General features: G+C 46.5%; 16 protein-coding genes. 6 read left to right on the plus strand and 10 right to left on the minus strand.

Annotation, left to right across the window (positions count from 1 at the left end):
- Positions 1-18 precede the first annotated feature (18 nt).
- The 3 genes from tolB (at position 19) to DTO96_RS09735 (ending at position 2,636) form a co-directional block, all read left to right on the plus strand.
- On the plus strand, positions 19-1,317 hold the full coding sequence (tolB, locus tag DTO96_RS09725) for a Tol-Pal system beta propeller repeat protein TolB (RefSeq protein ID WP_114563312.1): 1,299 nt from the start codon (positions 19-21) through the stop codon (positions 1,315-1,317).
- Between the two features lie 66 nt (positions 1,318-1,383).
- Entirely contained in the window at positions 1,384-1,878 is a 495-nt protein-coding gene (pal, locus tag DTO96_RS09730; protein ID WP_114563313.1) for a peptidoglycan-associated lipoprotein Pal, read from the plus strand.
- Positions 1,879-1,910: 32 nt separating this feature from the next.
- The gene (locus tag DTO96_RS09735; protein ID WP_114563314.1) at positions 1,911-2,636 is read left to right on the plus strand and encodes a YbgF trimerization domain-containing protein; all 726 of its coding nucleotides are present in this window, start codon (positions 1,911-1,913) and stop codon (positions 2,634-2,636) included.
- A 178-nt stretch (positions 2,637-2,814) separates the two neighbouring features.
- Here the strand turns inward: DTO96_RS09735 and ampE are convergent, their stop codons facing one another.
- The 7 genes from ampE to DTO96_RS09770 form a co-directional block, all read right to left on the minus strand.
- Positions 2,815-3,864: a regulatory signaling modulator protein AmpE gene (gene ampE, locus DTO96_RS09740; RefSeq protein WP_157964397.1), complete on the minus strand. Its 1,050-nt coding sequence runs from the start codon at positions 3,862-3,864 to the stop codon at positions 2,815-2,817.
- Positions 3,865-4,013: 149 nt separating this feature from the next.
- Positions 4,014-4,706 carry an NUDIX hydrolase gene (locus DTO96_RS09745; protein WP_114563316.1) on the minus strand — a complete coding sequence of 231 codons (693 nt, stop codon included), beginning with the start codon at positions 4,704-4,706 and terminating at the stop codon, positions 4,014-4,016.
- 134 nt (positions 4,707-4,840) lie between these two features.
- Positions 4,841-5,230, minus strand: a complete 390-nt coding sequence (gene rplS / locus DTO96_RS09750; RefSeq protein WP_114563317.1) for a 50S ribosomal protein L19 — start codon at positions 5,228-5,230, stop codon at positions 4,841-4,843.
- Between the two features lie 140 nt (positions 5,231-5,370).
- The gene (gene trmD, locus DTO96_RS09755; RefSeq protein WP_373277784.1) at positions 5,371-6,171 is read right to left on the minus strand and encodes a tRNA (guanosine(37)-N1)-methyltransferase TrmD; all 801 of its coding nucleotides are present in this window, start codon (positions 6,169-6,171) and stop codon (positions 5,371-5,373) included.
- Between the two features lie 109 nt (positions 6,172-6,280).
- Positions 6,281-6,898: a ribosome maturation factor RimM gene (gene rimM / locus DTO96_RS09760; RefSeq protein ID WP_114563318.1), complete on the minus strand. Its 618-nt coding sequence runs from the start codon at positions 6,896-6,898 to the stop codon at positions 6,281-6,283.
- An 11-nt stretch (positions 6,899-6,909) separates the two neighbouring features.
- Positions 6,910-7,158, minus strand: coding sequence for a 30S ribosomal protein S16 (gene rpsP / locus DTO96_RS09765; RefSeq protein ID WP_114563319.1), 249 nt, complete (start codon positions 7,156-7,158; stop codon positions 6,910-6,912).
- A 163-nt stretch (positions 7,159-7,321) separates the two neighbouring features.
- On the minus strand, positions 7,322-7,834 hold the full coding sequence (locus DTO96_RS09770; protein WP_114563320.1) for an Lrp/AsnC ligand binding domain-containing protein: 513 nt from the start codon (positions 7,832-7,834) through the stop codon (positions 7,322-7,324).
- Positions 7,835-7,974: 140 nt separating this feature from the next.
- On the opposite strand from DTO96_RS09770, the gene DTO96_RS09775 reads away from it, so the two are divergent.
- Positions 7,975-9,234: a D-amino acid dehydrogenase gene (locus tag DTO96_RS09775; RefSeq protein ID WP_114563321.1), complete on the plus strand. Its 1,260-nt coding sequence runs from the start codon at positions 7,975-7,977 to the stop codon at positions 9,232-9,234.
- A gap of 440 nt (positions 9,235-9,674) precedes the next feature.
- On the opposite strand, the gene DTO96_RS09780 is transcribed toward DTO96_RS09775, so the two are convergent.
- Positions 9,675-10,229: a TetR/AcrR family transcriptional regulator gene (locus tag DTO96_RS09780; RefSeq protein WP_157964398.1), complete on the minus strand. Its 555-nt coding sequence runs from the start codon at positions 10,227-10,229 to the stop codon at positions 9,675-9,677.
- Between the two features lie 546 nt (positions 10,230-10,775).
- Between DTO96_RS09780 and DTO96_RS09785 the strand changes: the two genes are divergently transcribed.
- Positions 10,776-11,312 carry an HPP family protein gene (locus DTO96_RS09785; RefSeq protein ID WP_114563323.1) on the plus strand — a complete coding sequence of 179 codons (537 nt, stop codon included), beginning with the start codon at positions 10,776-10,778 and terminating at the stop codon, positions 11,310-11,312.
- Between the two features lie 251 nt (positions 11,313-11,563).
- On the opposite strand, the gene radA is transcribed toward DTO96_RS09785, so the two are convergent.
- Both radA and DTO96_RS09795 read right to left on the minus strand, forming a co-directional pair.
- Positions 11,564-12,928 carry a DNA repair protein RadA gene (gene radA, locus DTO96_RS09790; RefSeq protein WP_114563324.1) on the minus strand — a complete coding sequence of 455 codons (1,365 nt, stop codon included), beginning with the start codon at positions 12,926-12,928 and terminating at the stop codon, positions 11,564-11,566.
- 167 nt (positions 12,929-13,095) lie between these two features.
- Complete coding sequence (locus DTO96_RS09795; RefSeq protein WP_114563325.1) at positions 13,096-13,863, minus strand: hypothetical protein; 768 nt, start codon at positions 13,861-13,863, stop codon at positions 13,096-13,098.
- Positions 13,864-14,161: 298 nt separating this feature from the next.
- Here DTO96_RS09795 and prpB point away from each other — a divergent pair, with 298 nt between their 5' ends.
- Complete coding sequence (prpB, locus tag DTO96_RS09800; RefSeq protein WP_114563326.1) at positions 14,162-15,043, plus strand: methylisocitrate lyase; 882 nt, start codon at positions 14,162-14,164, stop codon at positions 15,041-15,043.
- Positions 15,044-15,092: the final 49 nt, after the last annotated feature.

Consider the following 15,092-nt stretch of genomic DNA (forward strand, 5'->3'; position numbering starts at 1 on the left):
CAGTGAAAGAACGGTCTCATGAAAATCAAACACTCAGCATTTCTTCGCACTTTAAGTTTGAGTTTAGCAGTGCTTTTTACCCAGCTAGCCTTCGCTCAAATGACCGTGGAAATCACTACGGCGGATGCCGCATCATTACCCGCCATCGCCACCGCCCATTTCGCAGGGGAAGGCAGCGCACCTGTGAATGTGACCGACGTCATTCGTGCCGATTTGGCGCGCAGTGGTAAATTTTCAAGTGCCAATGTGGGCGGCTTAACGCTGGGCATGGGCGATGCGGTCAATTTGAAACAATGGCAATCACAATCCGTGATCGGCGTGGTGGCGGGCAATGTCACCCCCATGTCGGGCGGCTATCAAGTCAGCTTAAAACTGTATGAAACATCAAAAGGCCCTTTAGGTGATTATTCACTCACCGTGCCAGCGAGTGGTTTGCGCAATGCAGGCCACAAAATGGCCGATTACATTTATGAAAAATTGCTCGGTCAGCGCGGTGCGTTTAACACACGGCTGTCGTATGTGGATCGGGTGAATGGCAAATACAAACTGTTGATTTCTGACTCCGATGGTGACAATGCCGTCGCCGCGCTGGTCAGCAATGAACCGATCATTTCACCCTCATGGTCGCCCAGCGGCTCAAAAGTCGCTTACGTGTCATTTGAAAACAAAAAACCTGTGGTCTACATCCATGACCTGCCCACAGGTCAACGCACGGTGATTTCTGATTACAAAGGCAACAACAGCGCGCCTGCTTGGTCGCCCGATGGTCAAACCTTGGCCTTGGCCTTGTCACGCGATGGCAACACGCAGATATACCAAGTCGCGGCCACAGGCGGCAGCTTGAAGCGACTGACCAACAGCCAAGGCAGCACCATTGACACCGAGCCGCAATACACGCCCGACGGCCAACAGATTTATTTCACCAGCGACCGAGGCGGTGAACCACAAATTTACCGCATGTCTGCAAGCGGCGAAAGCACAGATGCCGCCAAACGCGTGACGTTCAAAGGCAACTTCAATACCAGCCCACGCATTTCGCCCGATGGCAAAAAAATGGCTTTCATTTCAAAGGCCAATGGCTACCAAACCCACTTGATGGATTTGAGCAATGGTGACATTCAAAACCTATCCAACACCTCATACGATGAATCACCCAACTTTGCAGCCAATGGCGAAGTCGTGCTGTACAGCACCCGTTCAAATGGTCGAAAAGTGTTGGCGGCCAGCTCGATCGACGGTCGCATGCAGCAAATTCTATCCTTACCCAGCGGTCAAGTCAGCGCGCCCGCTTGGGGGCCTTTCTTAAATCAAAAATGATATTTTTCACGTATGACAAATGATTCAATTCACATGTTGTCACTCAATTAAACAGGAAAAACCACCATGTTCACTTTCAAACACATTCCATTAAAACGCATTCAATTGCCACTCGCCCTCGTCGGTTTGACCTTGTTGAGTGCATGCGCCACCAAAGTGCCCCTCAATGGCAACAACAGCGACACGGTTAAAACCGTTGATGTCACCAATGGCATCGACGCCAATGGCGTGCCCGCACCCGCAGCACGCAGTGTTTATTTTGATTTGGACAGCTACATTGTCCGCGCCGACGGTCAGCCTGTGATCAACAGCCACGCTAAATTTTTGCAAGATCGCCGCCAACACGTCATCATCCAAGGCAACACGGACGAACGTGGCACAACCGAATACAATTTGGCTTTGGGGCAAAAACGCTCTGAAGCCGTACGCCAAGCCCTCAAGTTACAAGGTGTGACCGATCAGCAAATCGAAGCCGTGAGCCTCGGTAAAGAAAAGCCCAAAGCATTGGGCAGCAATGATGCGGCTTGGGCTGAAAACCGTCGTGCAGACATCGTGTATTGAGATTAAACAGGACAACACAAACAGGACAACACATGCAAAAAACCACCCGTACCCACACACTGGCAGGTTTGGTGGCATCGCTTTTTTTCATTAGCCATCCCGCACATGCGGGTTTATTCAGTGATGACGAAGCACGCAAAGCCATTCTCGAAGTGCGCCAACGCTTGGATGCCAGCATTGAAGCACAGCAAGACCAACGCAACCAAATTGAATTGCTTCGCCAAGAAGTCGCCAAGTTACGCGGTCAAAATGAAACCCTGCTCAACGATTTGACAGAACTCAAACGGGCACAAACCGATGGCTATGTCAGCATCGATGAGCGCGTGCGCAAGTTTGAACCACAGACAGTCACTGTTGCAGGCATTCAAGGCATCGTTCAACCCGATGAACAGCAGCGTTATGATGCCGCATTGAAGTTGTTCAATGATGGCACTTACCCTGCGGCTCAAAGTGCCATGGTCGCTTTGAGTGGGCGTTATCCCAAAACAGTGTACATGCCATTTATTCAGTTTTACCAAGGCACCGCAGCTTATGCCAACCGAGATTACAAAACCGCAACAGCATTGCTGCAAAACGTATTGAAAAAATACCCTGATTTTGAACGCACCAGCGACACCCTGCTCAATTTGGCCAACACCTTGATTGAAAGTGGTCAAAAACCTGCCGCCCAAAAGACACTGAACGACGTGCTGGCCAAATTCCCCAATACGGACAATGCGAAAATTGCTCAAGATCTGCTGTTACAGCTCAACAAATGATGTTGCATCTGCCTCTAAGCAACACAACAGCAAAAGCAAACAACAGCGTAACAACACTTGGATGTGATGCGTCTAGCCTATATTGTCGATGCCCAATAAAAAAAGCAAACCCAAAGGTTTGCTTTTTTTATTATGACCAAAGGCCTCAAGCCAGAAAGTGCAAAAGCATTGGTGAGATTTAACCCAGCAATTTGCTCAACGTCAACATCAACAGCAAGGCCAACACAAACAACATCGAACGCCAAAACACACCAATCGCACTTTGTAAAGTGCGGGTATCAGGCACATTGCCCACACCGATTTGCCCTGCCACCGTTTGCGCATCTTCAGTGACCTCTGCATCTGCATTCACCTCACCATACAAGGCTTGCTCATGCTCATCCATGGGCATTTGGTTTTTAACCATCACACCATCACGCAAAGTGATGTTCAGCGCACCCGCACCAGAAGTCAAAATCACCGCAGAAGCATCGGTTTCACCCAAGCCACGTAATTTCTTCGCTTGAGTGCGCCAGCAATGAATCGCGTCTTCAAAATTACCCACAATGGCATAAATCAGTGCCGCGCATCGTGCGGGCAAGAATTCAATCCAATGCATCATCTTACGCGCATATACCGTGTAATTGTCACGCTTGCCATCGGCACGCAAAATCCAACGACGCGACACAAGATCAGCCAAACGATAAAACACCACACCTGCCGGGCCCAAGCCAATCAAAGCAAATAACAAAAACCAAAACAATCCCGCAAACACATACCGTAAGCTCGACAGCAAGGCCAGCTCCAAAGATTGGCGAATCACTTCAGTGTCCGACAATTTTTCAGGCACCACAGAACCACGATAACCGGTGATTTCAGCCTCCTCATGCAACCACTCGGACAGCGCAGCCCGCGCTTCGCCACCTTGATTGGCATTTAAAGCCATGCGAATTTTAGTGAAAAAATGACTGAACTGACGAATCCCCAAAGTCAAATAAAGCACCATCAATGTGAAAATCAAGCCAACAATAGGGTAAATGACTTGAAAAATCAAGCCCAACAATCCCGCCAGCAATGCACCGCCCCCCGTGATGAACCAAAAAATTTGCCACGGTTTCGCACTGTCGCTGGTCAACGCATTTTCAATGAATTCGATCGCATTTCTTAAACTTAAACGCAGTCGGGTGTAACTGCTGAGAGGGAAAATTTGTTCAAGTAGCAATGCGCCGAGAATCGCGATTAAGCTCATGGTGATGTCCTTTGTGCCAATCATATTTAAACGGATGCTTAAAACCAAACCCGTTCACATGACATGCAGAGGTGACAGGCTTAGCCAAGCCTTATGAGACGGTATTGTAGCGTAAAGCATGCGAGGCGTGCGAAGCACATGTGGATAAATTATGCATTTGCATAACGCAGCAAAACATCAAGGTTGCGCAGCATGGCCATGCTTGCCCCCCAGATAAAATAATCACCAAAGGTCACGCTATAATATTGACGGGTGCGTTCCTCCCAAGTGTAATAATGCACACGTGTGTTCGCAACATCCAACACATGGCTCAATGGAACGGTAAACACATGATCGACCTCGTCAACAGCAATGTCTAAGTTTTGCTCATGCCAAGCCTGCTCAGACATGCAGGCCACGACTGGCGTCACCGCAAAACCCGTGATCGTGTGATATACAGGCAATTCACCGAGCACTTCAATGTCATCGGGCTGCACACCAATCTCTTCATATGCCTCACGCAAAGCCGCTCGTTCCATGGTTTCACCCACTTCCACTTGTCCACCGACGAAACTCACTTGGCCGGCATGGTGGCGAAGATGAGCCGCGCGCACCGTCAAAACCACATCAAACCCCTGCTCCGACTCCAACAAAAGGATCAATACCGCAGCGGGACGTAATTCTGTTTCAGTCAAAAGGGTGTCTCGACGCAATAAATGCTCAGCCACACCTTGACTGGGATGAGCCAATGCACGCATCAGATCCTCACGGGTGATCTGCCGATCAGACAATGCGGGTAAATCCGAATTTTCACTGAATGAAGCGCTTGGAATCTCACGGGGATTAAATACGGGTAAGCGCATAACACAGCCTCTTTTGCGATGAATCACAAGGTAAAGTAAAACACACCCACCTTATGGTGGTTGAACACAATCAAAAACAAAAAACGCCAACCAAAGTCAGCGTTTTTTTATGCCAGCACAATTCAACCAGTGAATTATTCTGCGGCAACTGCAGCAACTTTAACTTTACGTGCAGGCAATTTTTCTTTAATACGTGCAGATTTACCTGAACGGCTACGCAAGTAGTACAATTTCGCACGGCGAACATCACCACGGCGTTTGACTTCGATGCCAGCGATGATTGGAGAATACAATTGGAATGTACGCTCTACGCCCACACCAGAAGAAATTTTACGAACGATGAATGATGAGTTCAAGCCACGGTTGCGTTTTGCAATGACCACGCCTTCATAAGCCTGTACACGCTTACGCGCACCCTCAACCACGTTCACGCTAACAATCACTGTATCGCCAGGAGCGAACGGTGGAATGGTTTTACCCAAACGAGCGATTTCTTCTTGCTCTAAAATTTGAATCAAATTCATTTTAAACTCCAAATACCATCGTTTGTCATCGGTTTTTATTGTGGATGACCAGAGGATGGATGATTCCTAACGCAGCGGATGCCGCATCAAAAAACCAATTCATGTGAGCAGTCCATCTGCTCACCCCTATTTTCAAAAACTCACTCAGGTTTTGAATGCATTTCTAAAAACTTCTCGTCTGCCTTACTCAATTTACCCAGCACCCGTGCACGCTCAATTAAATCAAAACGCTTACGCATCGTATTGAACAAACTTTGCTGACGACGAAAGACGGCTATTTTAGCATGATCCCCTGATAAAAGCACGCTTGGGACAGCCAAATCTTCAAATAATTCAGGTCGTGTGTAATGTGAACAATCCAACAACCCATCCACAGACGGACTGAATGAATCTTGTTGAGCCGATAAATCATCATTCAAAACACCACCCACACAGCGCAACAGGGCATCCAGCATGAGCATGGCTGGTAATTCACCGCCAGACACCACAACATCCCCGACACTCAACTCTTCATCAATCAGACCCAAAGTGAACAAACGCTCATCCACCGCTTCGTAGCGCCCGCACAACACAATTAAACCACGCATTGCACGATCAGCATCGGTTGTCTGCACACGATCCAAACACTGTGCAATCCAATTTTGAGTCAACGCCCCCCCTTGGGGTGACAAGTAAATCACGTGAGGCTCTTTTCCCAATGCCTCTTGACGGGTACGGGCAGCACGAATTGCGGCCGCCAAAGGTGGCCCCATCATCACCATCCCAGGCCCACCCCCATAAGGTCGATCATCCACTGTTTTGTATGCATTGAGTGCAAACTCCCGTGGATTCCAGAACTTCACATCCACCATACCCTGCTTAAATGCACGACTGACCACCCCCTGCTCTGTTAGGGCTGTGAACATTTCAGGAAATAAAGTGATGATATCAAGGGCAATCATTTAATGCCATTCATTAAAAAATGGGAGGTCAAATAAAAAACAACCGCATCAAAGCGGTCATTAAATGTAACTAATAATGTAATTATTAATACAAAGCAACATCAACAGATCATGCTGTGGCATCAACATCCCAAACCACCTGCACCGTTTTGGGTGAGGACTTTAAATCAACCTCACCAACAAACGCAGACACAAAAGGAATGAGGTATTCAGGCGCATCTTTATTGGTCGGCACACCAATCTGCATCACGGTTTGAGCGGTATTTTCAAGTAAACTTTCAATCTCACCCAACACAACCGCATCTTGATTAATGACCTGCGCCCCAACCAAATCAACCCAGTAAAACTCATCATCCGCCGTATGAGGAAAATCCGCACGCGAGATGGCGACCTGCCAACCTTTGTGCTTTTCCGCATCGCTGCGATCATTCCATTCCCTGCATTGAGCAACATAAGCATCTGCATGTTGCTTAAAAGTCACAGGTGACACTGCCTGCCAAGCCAATGCATTGACATCAGCCACGTCCGATTGAGCACCCAAATAAGGCGTGATCCACCATTTTTTTGCATCGTGCAAAGCATCAGGTGAATTGGAAAAGGGATGGAGTTTAACCCATCCCTTAACGCCATAAGCCACACCAATGCGTGCGACGATGACCAAATCTGTCGGTTGCGCTTGAACATCATGATGCTGCACGGATGCAGCCTTGGGTTTAAACGCGACCATGATTTAAATGCTTAAGCTGCTGGCTTAGCGTCTTTAACCAAACGCGCAACAGCTGGCGACAATTGTGCGCCAACACTTTGCCAGTAAGTCAAACGATCAGCGGCGATGCGCAAACCTTCAACGCCTTCGGCTGCTAAAGGGTTGTAAAAACCAACGCGTTCGATGTAACGGCCATCACGACGGTTGCGTGAATCAGCTGCTACGATGTTGTAAAAAGGACGCTTTTTAGAACCGCCGCGAGCCATACGAATCACTACCATGATAAATCCTTTAATCTTTAACGAATATATAAACAACGTTTTTCAAAAGCGCACACCATGCGCACCACGAAACTTGTAAACTCAGCATTATACGGCAAAAAACGGAAGCTTTGCAACTTTCTTACGCATAAGGCCTGAACACCGCGAATTACGATGAAATGAATTATGCCTGCATCATTGGAGATACGCTGGTTTGATTCAAAGACAAGGCCAAGGTTTCTTTGATTTCTTCCATCACCACATAGCTTTTTGAGTTGACCACACCAGGCAAGCGCAACAAAACATCCAACAACGAGCGATATTCGCTCATTTCACGAATGCGCGCTTTAATCAAATAATCAAAATCACCCGAAACAAGGTGGCACTCTTGCACTTGATCCACTTCAAGCACGGCACGACGAAACTCTTCAAACTTGCCATTGGCCATGTCTTTTAAGCTGATCTCAACAAACACAAGCAAACTTGCACCCAGTTCTTTTGGATTCAAGCGCGCGTGATAGCCCATAATGATGCCTTCACGCTCCATGCGACGCACGCGTTCAATGCATGGGGTCAGCGACAAACCAACTTGTTCAGCCAAATCAGTCATGACAATCCGACCATCATTTTGTAAAATACTTAAAATTCTTCGGTCAATCTTGTCCAAAGTTTTGCTGGTTTTTTTCTCGACTCGCATAAAACCCCAATCATTATCAAATTAAAATAAAATTTCAGTAAGTAATTCTAGCAATTTTTGAATATGATAGCAAAAATTATCGTGCACACTGTCGTTTTTTGTGCGAACATTCTCCATCCTTTCATTTTTAGTGGGCTTTCATGAAAATCGTTATATTAGGCAGTGGTGTTATTGGCGTCACCAGCGCATACTATCTTTCTCAAGCGGGGCATGAAGTGACCGTGATTGAACGTCACGAAGCGGCAGCGCTGGACACCAGCTTTGGCAACGCAGGGCAAATTTCTCCAGGTTACGCTTCACCATGGGCGGCGCCTGGCATCCCAACCAAAGCAATGAAATGGATGTTTGCCAAAAACTCACCCCTGACCATTCGTCCAGATTGGACACTTGATCAAATCAAGTGGATGATGGCAATGTTAAAAAATTGCGATGAAGCACGTTATCAGCGTAATAAATTGCGCATGGTTCGTTTGGCTGAATACTCTCGCGAATGCCTGATCAAGTTGCGAGCGGACACTGGTATTTTTTATGAAGGTCGACAAAAAGGCACCACCCAAGTTTTCCGTTCATCGGCTCAAATGGAAGCCGCAGACAAAGACATTCAAGTATTAAAAACACTTGGTGTCCCCTACGAGCTGCTCAATGGCAAAGAGTTGTTAAACGCCGAACCCGCATTGGCAAACAGCCGCGTACCTCTGGTCGGTGGCTTGCGCTTGCCCAATGATGAAACAGGCGATTGCCAAATGTTCACCACCCGCCTGGCTGAAATGTGTGTTGCGCAGGGTGTGACTTTCTTATACAACACGACCATTGACGAACTGGTGATCCAAGGCAATGTCGCAACAGGTGTGCGCTGTGGCAATGTCACCCACAATGCAAATGCGATTCTATGCACTTTAGGGGCTTACACCCCCCAATTGCTTAAAGGTCGGTTGGACATCCCCATTTACCCAATCAAAGGCTACTCTATTACCGTCCCCATTAAAAATGCGGAGCGTGCGCCCACCTCAACCATTCTTGATGAAACCTATAAAATTGCGATCACCCGTTTTGATGACCGAATCCGAGTCGGCGGCATGGCAGAGTTGCGCGGTTACAACAAAGACCTGCTCAACTCTCGTCGAGAAACATTGGAAATGGTTGTGAATGATTTGTACCCAGATGCAGGCGACACCAAATTGGCGACATTCTGGACAGGCTTGCGCCCTGTAACCCCAGATTCTACGCCTATCATCGGCGGTACAGCAATCCAGAATCTGTGGTTAAATGCAGGTCACGGCACACTCGGTTGGACCATGGCGTGCGGCTCTGGCAAATTGATTGCGGACTTGATCAGCCAAAAAGAAGCTGAAATTGAGCACACAGATTTAAGTTTGTCGCGTTACAATAGCGACAATTAAAAAACACGGATTGGCATGGCCATTGCTTTGCATATAAAATCTGGTTTTTTCACTGAACCCTCTTCTCTTTTAGGAATAAAAGAGAATTTGCCCAGCGCCTTGCGCTGGGCTTTTTTTACACAACCTTTTTAACAACCATATTCACTTTAATTTTAATAAACAGTCTATTTTTGTGGCCTATGGGTTTGAAAAACGACGCCGCCCCTACAATTAACAAATTGTGCTTCATTATCCTCTGCCCCATACTCAGACCCTATTTATTCTGTCACTCGCGGCCAGCACGACTTAGCTTTGCATCTAAAAAGTGACTCACCACGGCTTGAGTTAGCACTAGATAAAATACGACTTTAACCATGATTAAATTGGTTTGTTTTAATAGCGCAAGTTGTTCACGAATGGATCAACCCTCAGCATCAACAACACCTTCGCTTCACGTACGATTACCATTCTTGCATAAGAATTTCTATCATGCGTACTCCCTGCCCCATGAGGTTATCACGAAGCAATGAATTGTCTTTATAAATCAAATGTATATTGATTTGCCCCTCAATAATGATAAACAGTTGATCTGCAAGATCGTGAGCCTTCGATGCCCCCTGAACTTTCTCATAAATGAAATGTCGTACCCACTCTTTATGTTCGATGGCAATAGCACTTGCATCTTTGTGAGGCGCACGAAGTTCAGCCAAGGATCGCACAAAAAGACAACCGTTAAACTGAGGTTGGTTAAACCAATTATGATGCCACTTTAATATTTTAGTAACAGCCTCAACTCCTTTATCCTCTCCAACATAATTAATTAAGGATTCTCTGAATTGATTGTCTCTGTATTTTAGAACCTCTTTAATCAGATTTTCCTTATTGGTAAATGCTTTGTACATGGTTGTCTTTGAACAACCAGATTCATCACGAATAACATCCACCCCAATTCCGTTAAACCCATGTTTATAAAACAACTTCTCAGCGGTTTGTATTATTTTTTCTGCTTTTTTCATGAGATTCCCAATCAAAACAAACAGCATTTTTAGCTGAATATTCTTACGTTATAACAGGCTAAACCAATCATTTGAAAACCAGTTGCCTCAAATTGAAATCAACCCAACTTGGTTAAAAACATTTGGCTTGCAAATAGCTGCTCCCCCTTGAAAGAGTAAAACTCATTATTTCAAACCATAAAACAGCAAAATTAGACTTTTAGCCTGCAAAATATATTCACATCAACACCTGATGTAATTTTTGCCATCAACGATATATGGTGGGATTGCGATGCGTCCATCAGCTATTTGATGTCCCTACATGCGCTTGAACGTATGAATAGACATCGATCAGAATTCCCCTTGTGGCAGTTGCAGCTTTTTATGTAAATGTTGCTGCACACACCAAAACCCGATACTAATTTAAAGCCACAATCACGCGGAAAATCTCGAACCACATAAAAAATGAACAGATCTGTACGTTTTTCACACAAAGCCCTTTTCTTCGAGTAAAATATGTAAAGAATTGTACATTATTATAACGGTCACTTTCGGAGGAAAAGATTTATGAAATTTATATTCGGTAATGCGGAAAAACTTCCGTCTCGCTTTAGCATTAAAGAGCTAGCAAGAGGATTTTTTGGCGGAGCTTTGGGCATATTAATCCTTGAGATTTTAACAAACTATGTGGACAGCCCCTTCATCATGGCTCCTTTTGGCGCCACATGCGTAATTCTTTTCACAGTCGCCCAATCCCCTTTGGCACAGCCACGTAACGTAATTTTGGGTCACTTTATTTCTGCTCTAGTTGGAATTATTGCCCTAAAATTATTTCCCGTGTCTATTATTACGATTTCTTTAGCTGTTGGTGTTGCAATTTGTTCTATGCAGGCATTTCGCTGTGTTCACCCACCTGCTGGTGCCAACCCACTTGTTATCCTACTTACTGCAAACAAGGTTCATTATGACTGGGATTTTTTACTCTTTCCTGTGCTGTCTGGTACTATTGCTTTGGTTCTAGTGGCTTATGTTATAAACAACATAATGAATGACCATAAGTGGCCCGTTTACTGGCTCGCATTTTTTAAAACGAAGGGGTCATAAATCTAATGTGTAATGCGTTGTTAACAGCATTCTCGAAAAAAACACTGTAAACAACTGCGCAAGCGCACCCACCTCAACCACTTGACCATCAAGAGATATGAAATTTATATCAAAAAGGGTCTCTAGGGAATCAGCCATTTAGCCAAAAGCCACAGTGTCAGCCTCCCATACCCATTCATTGAGTTGATTGCCCCGTGTCGACATTGAATCATTGTTGTATTTTGACACTCGGGGCAGCAACGATGCAAACCTCAATCCATCGCCCGCAACTTATCAATCGCTTCATCGATTCGCTCAACCGCAATCACTTTCAGACCATCGATTTTCTGTTTTGGCGCATTGGATTTTGGAATTAGGGCATGGGTGAATCCCAATTTCGCCGCCTCTTTCAAACGTTCTTGCCCGCGTGGTGCAGGGCGAATTTCACCCGCCAAACCGATCTCACCAAACACCACCAAACCTGCTGGCAAAGGCTTATTGCGCATGGAAGAAACAATCGACAACAACACCGCCAGATCAGCCGCAGGCTCGGTAATTTTTACACCGCCAACTGCATTGATGAACACGTCTTGATCAAAGCATGCCACACCCGCATGACGGTGCAGCACAGCCAATAACATGGCAAGGCGATTTTGTTCCAACCCCACCGACAAGCGGCGCGGCGCGGGTGCATGCGATTCATCCACCAAGGCTTGAATTTCAACCAGCAGCGGTCGCGTGCCCTCTTGCGTCACCATCACGCACGAGCCCGCCACACCTGAGTTGTGCTGCGACAAAAAAATCGCCGACGGATTGGTCACGCCTTTCAAACCTTTTTCGGTCATGGCGAACACACCCAATTCATTGACCGCGCCAAAACGATTTTTAAATGCACGAATCAAGCGAAATGACGATTGCGTATCACCCTCAAAATACAACACCGTATCGACAATGTGCTCCAACACGCGCGGCCCAGCAAGACTGCCTTCTTTGGTCACATGCCCGACCATGATCAAGGTCACGCCTGTGGCTTTTGCCACGCGAGTCAACTGCGCCGCACATTCACGCACCTGCGAGACTGAGCCTGGCGCAGCCGTCAACTCACCCGAATAAATGGTTTGAATCGAGTCAATCACCGCCACATCGGGTTTTAAAGTTTGCAATGTGTTCATGATAGCCTCCAAGCCGATTTCCGCTTGAAATTGCATGCGGGCATCAGACACGCCCAGCCGCTGCGCGCGCAAAGCAATTTGTGCGCCAGACTCCTCGCCACTGACATACAAGACATTTCGATTTTTAGACAGCGCTGCAAGCGATTGCAACAACAACGTCGACTTACCAATGCCAGGGTCTCCACCAATCAAAATCACCGCGCCGGGTACCAAACCTCCGCCCAACACGCGGTCAAATTCAGACACCTCACTGGAAAAGCGCGGCACATCCGCCGCATCAATCTGCGCCAATGACTGCACAGGGGCACTGGGCGCGAGCGATGCAAAACGATTTTGTGTGGCCTTTTGCTCAACCGTTTCAACCAACGAGTTCCACGTTTGGCAATGAGGGCATTGACCTGCCCATTTGCCAGCGACGCCGCCGCATTCATTACATACATACTGTGTTTTGGGCTTAGTTGCCATAAATTAATTCCGAGTGATTTCTACATTGAATGCCAATAACGCATTCTACGCCAAAAAAAATCCCCTTCGCGTTCGCAAGGGGCTTAGATTCAACAGAAAAAGCAGTTCACTGACCAGCTGAACAATCAAATAAAAATGGTTAAAACGAACAAGCTATCGGCTGCAACTCAAGAGCGAACACATTGACGTAATTTGTCTCTCGCTGCCAAACCACCCTCCCAATCGACCTTGGCAATAGATTTGCCATCCATAACCAACTCAAAGCTTTGAGCGTCCTCCATGCCTTCCAACAGCGCCTCAATCGTCGGTACCGCCATGGTGATCGCGCCATAGTCATAGCCTGACATCGCATAATTAAACACCTGCACCGTTTGAGGTTTATCATTCGACTGATTCAGCGTTACCCTTACTTTTTGCACGCTGCTGGGTCTAGGAATGTCTTGCCCATAAAAAGTCATTAAAGCACCTTTGTAATCACCAGCAGGCCCTGACAATTTAACAAAACCATCTCTTTTCCAATAAAAAGCCGCACAATACTCGCCAGCGGGGGCATTTTTCTTATCCTGAAAAAAATCCCATGCGCCATAATAATAAGCCTTGAATTGTGGATCTTTTTTTGCCCGCTCAGCGTTCCTTGATTTCTCAGAAGCTGATTTTATCGCATCCACAGCGGTACGAATAGCCATTGACATTTTGCTCTGCATTGGATCATTTACTCGCATTGAGCGATTGGAATAATGATCGTAATGCGCGTTATCATCACCCGAATTGTCATCCGCGTAAATTGGGGTTGCATAGTAATCATTGTTCTCTTGAGTGATGCGTTCGTGTTCCGCACAAATATTTGGCAAATCAGAACACGCTTGAGCAAATCCACCAATCAAAAGCAATCCAGACATAAAGGCACATCGAATCTTTTTCAATATTTTTGGCATTGCCCCCCCTTTTACACAAAACCGGTCAAACTACGAAACCAATCAAACATGACAACCAGGATATTTTAAAATTCAGTGGTGTACATGAACTTTTGAATGCCAATCATATTACAAATTTGGATATAAAAAGCAATAAAGTTCATTGCGTTACCTACCATGTTCAATTTCAGGGATCACTCTAAACCATTCCCCAGCAGCCCAATCTAATGAATAAGAACACAAAAACGTCATTTTATTGTAAGGAATTTATCGTAAAATCACATCCATCAACTCATCTAACTTATATAAGAGATAAGACATGAAAATACTGACTGCTGGTCAACGCCTCCGCGCCGCTCTTGCTGCTGAAAAGCCCTTGCAAATTGTCGGCACCATCAACGCCAATCACGCCCTGCTCGCGCAGCAAGCAGGCTATAAAGCCATCTACCTGTCTGGCGGCGGTGTCGCTGCGGGTTCACTCGGCGTGCCTGACTTGGGCATTTCGGGTCTGGAAGACGTCCTGATTGATGTTCGCCGCATCACGGATGTATGCGATTTGCCTTTATTGGTTGATGCCGACACGGGTTTTGGCCCATCGGCATTCAATGTGGCTCGCACCACCAAAAGTTTGATTAAAGCAGGCGCAGCGGGCATGCACATTGAAGATCAAGTGGGCGCGAAACGTTGCGGTCACCGTCCGAACAAAGCCATCGTACCGACCGATGAAATGATTGACCGTGTATTGGCCGCCGTTGATGCGCGTACAGATGAGGATTTTTTGATCATGGCACGGACGGACGCGATTGCCACAGAAGGCCTCGAAGCGGCGATTGCACGTGCGGTGGCTTATGTTGAAGCGGGTGCAGATGCGATTTTCCCTGAAGCGGCGATTACTTTGGACATGTACACGGCATTTGTTAAAGCATTGCCAAACACGCCGATTTTGGCCAACTTGACTGAGTTTGGTCAAACGCCTTTGTTCACCACCAAAGAACTGGAAGCGATTGGCGTATCAATGACCTTGTATCCGTTATCTGCATTCCGCGCTGCGAACAAAGCGGCTTTGAATGTGTACACCACATTGCGCCAAGACGGCACGCAAGCGGCGGCTGTACCGACCATGCAAACTCGCATGGAGCTGTACGCATCGATTGGCTATCAAGCATTTGAAGATAAATTAGACATGTTCTTGCGCAAATAATAGCGCGATGTTCAAACACGAACAAGCCATTTTGGCTTTTTTCGTGTTC

Source organism: Ephemeroptericola cinctiostellae, assembly GCF_003339525.1.
GTDB lineage: Bacteria > Pseudomonadota > Gammaproteobacteria > Burkholderiales > Burkholderiaceae > Hydromonas > Hydromonas cinctiostellae.

Bases quoted from the DNA above. Each gene is read 5' to 3' on its own strand.
- tolB (WP_114563312.1), top strand. From the start codon at position 19: ATGAAAATCAAACACTCAGCATTTCTTCGCACTTTAAGTTTGAGTTTA.
- pal (WP_114563313.1), top strand. From the start codon at position 1,384: ATGTTCACTTTCAAACACATTCCATTAAAACGCATTCAATTGCCACTC.
- DTO96_RS09735 (WP_114563314.1), top strand. From the start codon at position 1,911: ATGCAAAAAACCACCCGTACCCACACACTGGCAGGTTTGGTGGCATCG.
- ampE (WP_157964397.1), bottom strand. From the start codon at position 3,864: ATGAGCTTAATCGCGATTCTCGGCGCATTGCTACTTGAACAAATTTTC.
- DTO96_RS09745 (WP_114563316.1), bottom strand. From the start codon at position 4,706: ATGCGCTTACCCGTATTTAATCCCCGTGAGATTCCAAGCGCTTCATTC.
- rplS (WP_114563317.1), bottom strand. From the start codon at position 5,230: ATGAATTTGATTCAAATTTTAGAGCAAGAAGAAATCGCTCGTTTGGGT.
- trmD (WP_373277784.1), bottom strand. From the start codon at position 6,171: ATGATTGCCCTTGATATCATCACTTTATTTCCTGAAATGTTCACAGCC.
- rimM (WP_114563318.1), bottom strand. From the start codon at position 6,898: ATGGTCGCGTTTAAACCCAAGGCTGCATCCGTGCAGCATCATGATGTT.
- rpsP (WP_114563319.1), bottom strand. From the start codon at position 7,158: ATGGTAGTGATTCGTATGGCTCGCGGCGGTTCTAAAAAGCGTCCTTTT.
- DTO96_RS09770 (WP_114563320.1), bottom strand. From the start codon at position 7,834: ATGCGAGTCGAGAAAAAAACCAGCAAAACTTTGGACAAGATTGACCGA.
- DTO96_RS09775 (WP_114563321.1), top strand. From the start codon at position 7,975: ATGAAAATCGTTATATTAGGCAGTGGTGTTATTGGCGTCACCAGCGCA.
- DTO96_RS09780 (WP_157964398.1), bottom strand. From the start codon at position 10,229: ATGAAAAAAGCAGAAAAAATAATACAAACCGCTGAGAAGTTGTTTTAT.
- DTO96_RS09785 (WP_114563323.1), top strand. From the start codon at position 10,776: ATGAAATTTATATTCGGTAATGCGGAAAAACTTCCGTCTCGCTTTAGC.
- radA (WP_114563324.1), bottom strand. From the start codon at position 12,928: ATGGCAACTAAGCCCAAAACACAGTATGTATGTAATGAATGCGGCGGC.
- DTO96_RS09795 (WP_114563325.1), bottom strand. From the start codon at position 13,863: ATGCCAAAAATATTGAAAAAGATTCGATGTGCCTTTATGTCTGGATTG.
- prpB (WP_114563326.1), top strand. From the start codon at position 14,162: ATGAAAATACTGACTGCTGGTCAACGCCTCCGCGCCGCTCTTGCTGCT.